The sequence below is a fragment of the Bacillus sp. 5RYD7K genome (assembly GCF_059831465.1).
Genome location: NZ_CP191200.1, coordinates 3,926,366 through 3,935,366, shown reverse-complemented (window position 1 = coordinate 3,935,366; position 9,001 = coordinate 3,926,366). Strand labels below are relative to the sequence as shown.

The 9,001-nt window shown below is 47.5% G+C and carries 5 protein-coding genes, 16 tRNA genes, 2 pseudogenes and 1 riboswitch; of the genes and pseudogenes, 22 read left to right on the top strand and 1 reads right to left on the bottom strand.

The genetic code is table 11. The features are described from left to right. The first annotated feature begins 22 nt into the window (after nt 1-22). The 19 genes and pseudogenes from ACQE26_RS19400 (at nt 23) to thiC (ending at nt 4,406) form a co-directional block, all read left to right on the top strand. Nucleotides 23-97 (top strand) — tRNA-Asn (locus tag ACQE26_RS19400). Between the two features lie 5 nt (nt 98-102). After that, nucleotides 103-193: transfer RNA gene (locus ACQE26_RS19395), tRNA-Ser, on the top strand. A gap of 36 nt (nt 194-229) precedes the next feature. Next, nucleotides 230-301: transfer RNA gene (locus ACQE26_RS19390), tRNA-Glu, on the top strand. Between the two features lie 10 nt (nt 302-311). Continuing rightward, nucleotides 312-387 (top strand) — tRNA-Val (locus tag ACQE26_RS19385). A gap of 7 nt (nt 388-394) precedes the next feature. Then, a tRNA-Met gene (locus ACQE26_RS19380) sits at nt 395-471 on the top strand. 6 nt (nt 472-477) lie between these two features. After that, nucleotides 478-554 (top strand) — tRNA-Asp (locus ACQE26_RS19375). A 12-nt stretch (nt 555-566) separates the two neighbouring features. After that, nucleotides 567-642 (top strand) — tRNA-Phe (locus tag ACQE26_RS19370). A 3-nt stretch (nt 643-645) separates the two neighbouring features. Next, nucleotides 646-718, top strand: a tRNA-Thr gene (locus ACQE26_RS19365). Between the two features lie 11 nt (nt 719-729). Then, nucleotides 730-814 (top strand) — tRNA-Tyr (locus ACQE26_RS19360). Between the two features lie 10 nt (nt 815-824). Beyond that, a tRNA-Trp gene (locus tag ACQE26_RS19355) sits at nt 825-898 on the top strand. A gap of 29 nt (nt 899-927) precedes the next feature. After that, nucleotides 928-1,003: transfer RNA gene (locus ACQE26_RS19350), tRNA-His, on the top strand. A 9-nt stretch (nt 1,004-1,012) separates the two neighbouring features. Beyond that, nucleotides 1,013-1,084: transfer RNA gene (locus ACQE26_RS19345), tRNA-Gln, on the top strand. 51 nt (nt 1,085-1,135) lie between these two features. After that, nucleotides 1,136-1,210, top strand: a tRNA-Gly gene (locus ACQE26_RS19340). A gap of 6 nt (nt 1,211-1,216) precedes the next feature. Then, a tRNA-Cys gene (locus ACQE26_RS19335) sits at nt 1,217-1,287 on the top strand. 7 nt (nt 1,288-1,294) lie between these two features. Beyond that, a tRNA-Leu gene (locus ACQE26_RS19330) sits at nt 1,295-1,383 on the top strand. 245 nt (nt 1,384-1,628) lie between these two features. After that, a tRNA-Leu gene (locus tag ACQE26_RS19325) sits at nt 1,629-1,710 on the top strand. A 97-nt stretch (nt 1,711-1,807) separates the two neighbouring features. Continuing rightward, a pseudogene (locus ACQE26_RS19320) lies at nt 1,808-1,977 on the top strand (Na+/H+ antiporter NhaC family protein); the annotation flags it as partial. A gap of 119 nt (nt 1,978-2,096) precedes the next feature. Continuing rightward, nucleotides 2,097-2,351: pseudogene (locus tag ACQE26_RS19315) on the top strand (Type 1 glutamine amidotransferase-like domain-containing protein); the annotation flags it as partial. 49 nt (nt 2,352-2,400) lie between these two features. Then, nucleotides 2,401-2,511, top strand: a riboswitch (TPP riboswitch). Nucleotides 2,512-2,633: 122 nt separating this feature from the next. Beyond that, nucleotides 2,634-4,406 carry a phosphomethylpyrimidine synthase ThiC gene (gene thiC, locus ACQE26_RS19310; protein ID WP_500470323.1) on the top strand — a complete coding sequence of 591 codons (1,773 nt, stop codon included), beginning with the start codon at nt 2,634-2,636 and terminating at the stop codon, nt 4,404-4,406. Nucleotides 4,407-4,449: 43 nt separating this feature from the next. On the opposite strand, the gene ACQE26_RS19305 is transcribed toward thiC, so the two are convergent. Beyond that, nucleotides 4,450-5,805, bottom strand: coding sequence for an FAD-binding oxidoreductase (locus tag ACQE26_RS19305; protein WP_500470322.1), 1,356 nt, complete (start codon nt 5,803-5,805; stop codon nt 4,450-4,452). Between the two features lie 254 nt (nt 5,806-6,059). On the opposite strand from ACQE26_RS19305, the gene ACQE26_RS19300 reads away from it, so the two are divergent. The 3 genes from ACQE26_RS19300 (at nt 6,060) to ACQE26_RS19290 (ending at nt 8,992) form a co-directional block, all read left to right on the top strand. Further along, nucleotides 6,060-6,245, top strand: coding sequence for an FbpB family small basic protein (locus ACQE26_RS19300; protein ID WP_060963241.1), 186 nt, complete (start codon nt 6,060-6,062; stop codon nt 6,243-6,245). Continuing rightward, a complete protein-coding gene (locus tag ACQE26_RS19295; RefSeq protein ID WP_500470321.1) occupies nt 6,242-7,969 on the top strand; it encodes an ABC transporter substrate-binding protein in 1,728 nt (575 codons plus the stop codon). The genes ACQE26_RS19300 and ACQE26_RS19295 overlap by 4 nt, the downstream gene beginning before the upstream one ends. Before the next feature lie 66 nt (nt 7,970-8,035). Next, the gene (locus tag ACQE26_RS19290; RefSeq protein ID WP_060963239.1) at nt 8,036-8,992 is read left to right on the top strand and encodes an ABC transporter permease; all 957 of its coding nucleotides are present in this window, start codon (nt 8,036-8,038) and stop codon (nt 8,990-8,992) included. Nucleotides 8,993-9,001: the final 9 nt, after the last annotated feature.

The following is a 9,001-nucleotide window of genomic DNA, read 5'->3' as shown; positions in this document are numbered from 1 at the left end:
GACATCGCCAGGCAGACTTCATTCCGCAGTAGCTCAGTGGTAGAGCTATCGGCTGTTAACCGATCGGTCGTAGGTTCGAATCCTACCTGCGGAGCCATTTATGGAGAGCTGTCCGAGTGGCCGAAGGAGCACGATTGGAAATCGTGTAGGCGGTAACCCCGTCTCAAGGGTTCGAATCCCTTGCTCTCCGCCACTAATTATTGATACATAACAAACGAAAAAATACCAGGGCCCGTTGGTCAAGCGGTTAAGACACCGCCCTTTCACGGCGGTAACACGGGTTCGAATCCCGTACGGGTCACTTATATGATGGAGGATTAGCTCAGCTGGGAGAGCATCTGCCTTACAAGCAGAGGGTCGGCGGTTCGAGCCCGTCATCCTCCACCATTATCATCGCGGGGTGGAGCAGTTCGGTAGCTCGTCGGGCTCATAACCCGAAGGTCGCAGGTTCAAATCCTGCCCCCGCAACCAAAAAATGGTCCGGTAGTTCAGTTGGTTAGAATGCCTGCCTGTCACGCAGGAGGTCGCGGGTTCGAGTCCCGTCCGGACCGCCATTTATATAAAAAGGCTCGGTAGCTCAGTTGGTAGAGCAACGGACTGAAAATCCGTGTGTCGGCGGTTCGATTCCGTCCCGAGCCACCATTTGCCGGCCTAGCTCAATTGGTAGAGCAACTGACTTGTAATCAGTAGGTTGGGGGTTCAAGTCCTCTGGCCGGCACTCTAAATGATGGAGGGGTAGCGAAGTGGCTAAACGCGGCGGACTGTAAATCCGCTCCCTCAGGGTTCGGCAGTTCGAATCTGCCCCCCTCCACCATTTTATAAATAGGGGCATAGTTTAACGGTAGAACAGAGGTCTCCAAAACCTCCGGTGTGGGTTCGATTCCTACTGCCCCTGCCACTATATTATTTATTCATCTTTAGATTATGGCGGTTGTGGCGAAGTGGTTAACGCACCAGATTGTGGCTCTGGCACTCGTGGGTTCGATTCCCATCAATCGCCCCATATTATCATTGGGCTATAGCCAAGCGGTAAGGCAACGGACTTTGACTCCGTCATGCGTTGGTTCGAATCCAGCTAGCCCAGTTGCATTTTTTTGAAATAACTGCATAAGATGTATTAAGTTCTTTACATGCTGCGGAAGTAGTTCAGTGGTAGAACACCACCTTGCCAAGGTGGGGGTCGCGGGTTCGAATCCCGTCTTCCGCTCCAAATTACGGCGGCATAGCCAAGTGGTAAGGCAGAGGTCTGCAAAACCTTTATCCCCGGTTCGAATCCGGGTGTCGCCTTTCTTTTGCCGGGGTGGTGGAATTGGCAGACACACAGGACTTAAAATCCTGCGGTAGGTGACTACCGTGCCGGTTCAAGTCCGGCCCTCGGCACCAATTTAACTTAGGACGCAACATGTTAAATTGGTCATCAATTTTTATATTACAAAACATATATGAGAGTGATTTGCATATTGCAGATCACTTTTTTTATATAATAAAAGCGTCAAGACTATGAATATAAGTTTCTTGCTTGTATCGGGTATACTGCATTACCATTAAAAAAACTTCACTAAAACCGTTGACACTTTATAAAATACATGTTATATTTATATACGTCGGTTGAACACGACGTATTACATGCCGGTGTGGCGGAATTGGCAGACGCGCACGACTCAAAATCGTGTTCCTTCTGGAGTGCCGGTTCGACCCCGGCCACCGGTATAAAAAGGCTTCTACATATGTAGAAGCCTTTTTTGTTGTATGAAAATATCCTCCAAGGCTTGTGAAAAATGATAAGCCTGCGGGCGGTTATATCTTACTCGGGGTAACGCTGGCGGTTCAGATCCCATACCAGTTTATTATTAGCGGTCGGGGCCGTGTTTGCCAGCGGAACATGTTGTGAAATATGCTCGTTCGAAGCTTGTTCCAGCACTTATTGCTGCGGGGATCTCTGTTATTTTATACGGTGTCTTTTCATTTTTCAGATAGCAATGCGAAAAATATTAAAAAGGCGGTATCCAAAACGGAATACCGCCTTTTTAATGAGCTGTTATACTTGAGAAAAAAGAGGTGATGACGTTGAAGCAGATTATTGCAATGGGCGGCGGGGGGTTTTCCATGGAAGCTTTTGTCCTCACTATGACGGAGAAGCGGAGCGCCGGCCGGTGTATCACCGTCTGATTTCAGAAAACAAACTTCAGGAGGGCTATGCCGCTGATGACGGCGCTGCGCTTCATTATAAAAACGGTCAGCTGTTCCGGTCTGTCTCTTCCCGGGAAACAGCAAAAGGTTACAGGGTTTTTGATACTGAAGAAGGCGTAAGGGAAACAGAGCTTCCAGTCACTCTGTTATCTGAATCTTGATAATATACTTTTTTTTCTATGCAAATTATGTTACGATGAAACCGAAATTAATAGTTACTGGGGGTGCCCGTCTGATCGGGCTGAGAGAGAAGCGGCGGCTTCTTAACCCTTTGGACCTGATCTGGTTCGTACCAGCGTGGGGAAGTAAAGGTTTTATTATTGTTGAGGAAAACAATAATAGTTTCTTTCTGACTGCAAAACCGGGTTCTCCAATGAATCCGGTTTTTTTGTGCTGGTGCTGAGCTTGGTTCTGTTATTCAAATGGATAAGGGAGAGATTTGTATGCAAAATCAATCAGTACAGCAAGCGAACATTTCTATTATGTCGAGTTTTTCAGGCAGTAAAAAGGTTTATGTAAAGGGTTCTTCGCCTGACATACGAGTGCCGATGCGGGAAATCAGCCTTAGTCCGACAACGGGGGCGTTCGGGGAAGAGGAGAACCCGCCGGTCCGTGTTTATGATACGAGCGGACCGTATACAGACCCGGATGTACAAATTCAAATTCATGAAGGTCTGAAGCCGCTCCGCACAAAGTGGATTACAAAGCGCGGCGATGTGGAGGAATATAACGGACGGACCGTGAAACCTGAGGACAACGGCTATAAAAAAGAGGGCCGTGCCGCCGAATATCCCGGTTTACAGCGGAAACCGCTGCGGGCCAAGGCAGGGAAAAATGTGACACAATTGCATTATGCGAGAAAAGGCATCATTACGCCGGAAATGGAGTTTATCGCAATTCGCGAGCATGTGTCTCCCGAATTTGTCAGAGACGAGGTAGCCAGCGGCCGGGCGATCATTCCGTCAAATATTAATCATCCTGAAAGTGAACCGATGATTATCGGCAGGAATTTTCATGTGAAAATCAATGCCAATATCGGCAACTCAGCTGTTACATCTTCTATTGAAGAAGAAGTTGAAAAAATGACGTGGGCGATTCGCTGGGGCGCCGATACGATGATGGACTTATCCACCGGGAAAGATATTCATACGACACGTGAATGGATCATCCGCAATTGCCCCGTACCTGTGGGGACGGTGCCGATTTACCAGGCGCTTGAAAAAGTAAACGGCATCGCTGAGGATTTAACGTGGGACATTTATCGAGACACATTGATTGAGCAGGCGGAGCAAGGCGTGGATTATTTCACCATCCATGCCGGCGTATTGCTTCGTTACGTCCCGTTAACGGCTAAACGCACGACGGGAATCGTATCCCGCGGCGGGGCGATTATGGCGCAATGGTGCCTGGCTCACCATCAGGAAAGCTTTCTGTACACGCACTTTGAAGAAATCTGTGAAATTATGAAGACGTATGATATTGCATTTTCTCTTGGAGATGGGCTGCGTCCCGGCTCGATTGCGGATGCTAATGATGAAGCGCAGTTTGCGGAATTGGAGACTCTCGGAGAATTGACGGAAATCGCGTGGAAGCACGATGTGCAAGTGATGATCGAAGGACCGGGTCATGTGCCGATGCATAAAATTAAAGAGAACATGGACAAACAGCTGGAAATTTGTAAAGAGGCGCCTTTTTATACACTCGGCCCATTAACGACTGATATCGCTCCGGGCTATGACCATATTACTTCGGCGATCGGCGCGGCGATGATCGGCTGGTACGGGACGGCGATGCTTTGTTATGTCACGCCGAAGGAGCATTTGGGCCTGCCGAATCGTAATGATGTAAGAGAGGGAGTCATTACGTATAAAATCGCGGCCCATGCGGCAGACCTTGCCAAAGGGCATCCGGGTGCTCAGATCCGGGATGACGCTCTATCTAAGGCGCGGTTTGAATTCCGGTGGCGCGATCAATTTCATTTGTCGCTTGATCCTGAAAGAGCAATGGAATATCACGATGAAACGCTGCCGGCTGAAGGCGCAAAAACGGCTCACTTCTGTTCGATGTGCGGCCCGAAGTTCTGCAGCATGAGAATTTCTCAGGATATTCGCGATTATGCGAAAGAAAACGGTCTGACTGAAGACGACGCCCTCAATGAAGGATTAAAAGAAAAAGCAAAAGAGTTTGTCGAGAAGGGAAGCCATTTATATCAATAAAAAAGAAAAGATGAGGATGGAGTGTGACCATCTTCATCTTTTTTTAGAAAAACGGTGACCGGCGAAACGGCGGAATGCTCTGCTCAAAGCGGAATACGTTTTCCGGGTCATACTTCGTTTTGACTTGGCGGAGGCGGTCGACATTTCCTCCGTAATATGTCCGCAGCCAGTTTCTGATGTCTATATCAGGCCAATTTACGTAATCCCCCATCGTTTCTCTTGAAAGAGACGTTCTCAGCTCTTCGATCCAGCGGACGTTTTGTCTTTCCTCTTCAGGAGATGTCCAGTTTGTTATATATTCCTGGGCAATGATTGCGTCGCGATAGTAGAATGCCGTTTGATCCGGAGCGATCCGTCCGGCCGCCCCGCCGAGAGATTGCTGCCAGACACTGGCGTTTTTATTCGGAGCGTGCTCCAAGTAGTATTTTAAAGCAGAAATTGCGCGTGTGGACAATGGTTTTTCAATAAAGGAGCCTGACCGCTTCATCTTTTGCGGCTCATTGCCTCCCGGGCTGTTAAAAAAGGCTGCCGCTCTGATAAACGGAACTGTCTTGACCATGCCGCTTGTCGGGTTTCCCGCTTTCATTAACGGAGCCAGCAGTTCTTTCAGCTCATTTTTTGTTCCGATAAATTGGCCGAGCGCTTCTATGCGGTTGACTTCTTTAGGCCAAAACTGAATGGATGAAGTAAGCCGGTTATCTGTAAATGGAGCCCAGCGCTGCCACATATTAAATACCTCTTCGAAATCATCCCAGCCCCAAGTGACAGAAAAAACAGTCACGTACGAGATCGGCACGGCTTTAAACACCATGGATGTGACAATGCCGAAGTTGCCGCCGCCTCCGCCCTGAGACGCCCAAAATAAATCAGGATGCTTTGAGCGGTTGACTGTTATCAATTCAGCACCCGCTTTTTCGTCTGCTGTGATCATCTCGAGTTGGAGGAGACGATCGCAAGTCAGGCCGGCAGCCCTTGTTAAATATCCGATTCCTCCTCCGAGCGCCAGCCCCGTGATTCCCACATTTGCAATGGTTCCCGCGGGAAGAGTCAAGCCGTACCGCCAGAGTGTCCGGTACACTTCTCCCAAATCGGCACCCGCTTCAATCGAGACCAGCCGCTTATCTTTATTCACTCTTATTTTCTTCATTTCACTGAGATCAATGACAAGCCCGTCATTTAACAGGGAAAAATTCTCGTAGCTGTGTCTTCCGCCTCTGATGCGGAAAGGCACGTTATTCTCACGCGCCCATCTCAGTGCATTGACGGCATCATGTTTGTTTTGGCAAAACACAATGATGTCCGGATATCTTTGCAGGCTTAAATTGATATTGGTTCTTGCTTCATTATAGTCGGGGTCATCTTTTCTGACGATGCGCCCGGTCAATGTTGTCTTTTCCACACTCTCACTCTCTTTCATCGGGATCTGTTATTTCTTCTAACATATGCGGAAAAATAAGAGAGTGTATGAGGAAAACCCCCGGAATGAAACGATATTTTAAATTATAGTTGACAGGTAGGGATTGTATGAATTAACATAGTCAGTACATATTTCCAAACGTTGGCTGATCGGATCACCGAAGGCTCTTATCTTGTAAACAGATAAGGGCCTTTTTTTGCGTGAAAGCCATTGGATGAAAAGCGGAGGGATGAAAAGTGGCGTTAAAAAAGGCATCACATGTGCGCAAAAAAAGTAAAAAGCGAAAAAAGTACAGAAAACACACATTGAATTTCGAATTGCTTGTGGAGAAAAACAAACGGGAGATTATGAGAAATGAGGAACAGATGGAGCAGATTTATATAAAGATAGATGAAAAGCATGCGGGGGTTCGATCAAAATGAAGGGGAACACTTTGAGGATGAAAACAACGGGCATCATACTCGCGCTGTCGGTATCATTCATGTTATCAGGGTGCGCGTTAGGGAGTGCCGGAGAAGAACCGTCTTCTGCGGCGGATAAAAAACAGGAAACGCGTATCGCCCATGTCAAAACAAAGAAATTTAAAGCTTCTCATCCGGAGGCGCTTCCCGTTAAATCGAAAGCCAGAACGGACACTTTTGTTGCGGGGATTTCCGCGCCGGGGGGAGTGTTTCTGCCGTACTTTTATGAAAACGGCTGGGATGGAAATGCGACAGATCCTATTTTTGAACCGTTAGTCAAGCTGGATAAAACGGGTAAGCCCGCACCGGCACTTGCTGAAAGCTGGACTATTTCCAAAGATCAGCTTACCTACACGTTCCGCTTAAGAAAAAATCTCGTTTTCAGTGATGGTTCGCCGCTCACCGCAAAGGATGCCGCATTCACTTTAACACTGCTGCATGATCCCGCTTACGCAGGCTATGAAGATATCACCACGGCCTATATTAAAGGCGGCAAGGCTTATAAAGAAGGAAAAGCAAAGACGATAGAGGGCATTCGCGTCCTTGATGACAGAACCATTAAAATCACGACTGAGAAAGTCAGTGCGAAGTCGCTGCTTCTTTTAGGCGGGCAGGTGCTGTCGGAAGCTTACTACGGAAAGAATTATCGGTTCGGCAAACTGGACTATTTAAAAGAGCTTTATGCCAAACCGCTCGGAGCGGGGCCTTATCAATTTACAGAATACCTCCCGGGACAGGAAATACGCTATCAGGCTAATAAACACTATTATTCCGGAAAACCGAAAACAGAAAAGCTGATTTATAAAATTATTGATCCGTCAACTTCTCTTCAGCTGTTTGAAACGGGTGATCTTGATTACGCTTCATTTTCTCCTGATGATGATACGGTTGAGCATTTAAAAAGCCTCGGTTTTGCGAATATAAGCGTCTCGGTCGTGAATGATTACGGGCTTGTGTACGTGAATCATAAGCGTCCGCCTTTTCAGGATAAGAAAGTGTCTCAAGCGCTTATTTACGGCCTGGACCGTCAGAAAATCGTCGATGTCCGCTTTAAACATTACGGAGAAGTCGCTAATGTGCCGGTGTCTCCGGTTTCGTGGGCTTATGATGACAAAGGAGTCAATCCGTACACGTTTAATCCGGAAAAAGCCAAGAAGCTTCTTGATGAAGCAGGCTGGAAAACGGGGAAAGACGGCGTGCGTGAAAAAAACGGCAAAAAGCTTGAAATCAGCTATTACACGTCTAAAGCGGATGATGATTTCATCCCGATCGCGAAAGAAAATTACGCGGACATCGGAATCTCATTAAAACCGGAAGTGATGGATTTTAATACAGAGGTAGCGAAAATAAATGATAAACAGTACGATCTTGCCGCCGTTTCCACCTCGCAGATTCTTGATCCGAATGACACGGTGGAAAAGCTTGCTTCCGGCCATCCCAATAATGTGACGGGGTATTCCAATCCGAAAGCGGACCGGCTGATCGAGAAAGGAGCCGGCACGCTTGATATCAGCAAAAGAAAAGAGATTTATCACCAGCTGTACCGGGAGCTCGGGGAAAACCCGCCTTACATTCTGATTCATTACCGTCAGAGCGCAAGGGCGGTCAGCGGAAAAATAAAAGGGCTTGAGTCTGACAATTATTCGGGAATCAGTTCGAGTCTCTCAAACGTGTCAATTCAGTAGAACAATGGCGCAAAATACCCGGTATCCAGGGTATTTTGCCCTTTCAGCGGAAGGGAGAGGCTTTTTGTGAAACGGTATGCCGCAGAACGGTTCATTCAAATGCTTGTGATCTTATTCGGTACGTCCTTTATTATTTTTTTCTTATTCGCGATGCTGCCGGGCGATTACATTGATTCCAATGTCAACCTGACCCCGGAGAGGGCGAAGGAGCTAAAAGCGCTTTACGGCCTGGATCAGCCGATTTGGCAGCGTTATGTGACGTGGCTCGGCAATGTGCTCAGCGGAGATTTGGGATTCTCTTTGAAGTATCAGGAAAACGTCCTGTCACTGCTTCAGAAATATGTCTGGAATTCGTTTTTTGTCGCGTTTTTGGCTTTGCTTGTCACATGGTCTGCCGCGATGATAACGGGTGTCATATCCGCTGTCAGGAAATACTCATGGTTTGACGGGATCGTAACATTTTTTGTGATTGCTTCCATGGCGTTCCCGTCTTTTTTTATCAGCCTTCTGTTTATAAAATGGTTTGGAGTGGATTTGAAAATATTGCCCGTCGGAGGGATGGTTGATACCGGAAGCACGAGTTCTGGTTTTTCGTACGTGCTTGAAGCTGCCAGACATATGATTCTTCCGGTTGTGATTTTATCTATGCTCGGCATCGGCTCACTGACAAGATATTTCCGCTCCGGGATGCTTGATGTGATCAGGCAGGATTATATCAGAACAGCGAGAGCGAAGGGGTTGAAAGAGCGCACTGTCATTTGGAAACATGCGCTGAAAAATGCGCTCCTTCCGGCGATCACCCTGCTAGCTTTTGAACTGCCGGGTCTGTTTTCCGGGGCTATTATTATTGAACAGATTTTCGGATGGCCGGGTGTCGGCCGTATTCAGCTGGAATCTGTGCATTATCGGGACTACCCGGTTTTGATGGCGTTTACCTTGTTTTTGTCTTGTTTAACGATTGTGGGGAATTTTTTGGCGGATATCGCTTATGCCGCGGTTGATCCGCGAGTCAGGCTGAAATAGGGGGTGTTT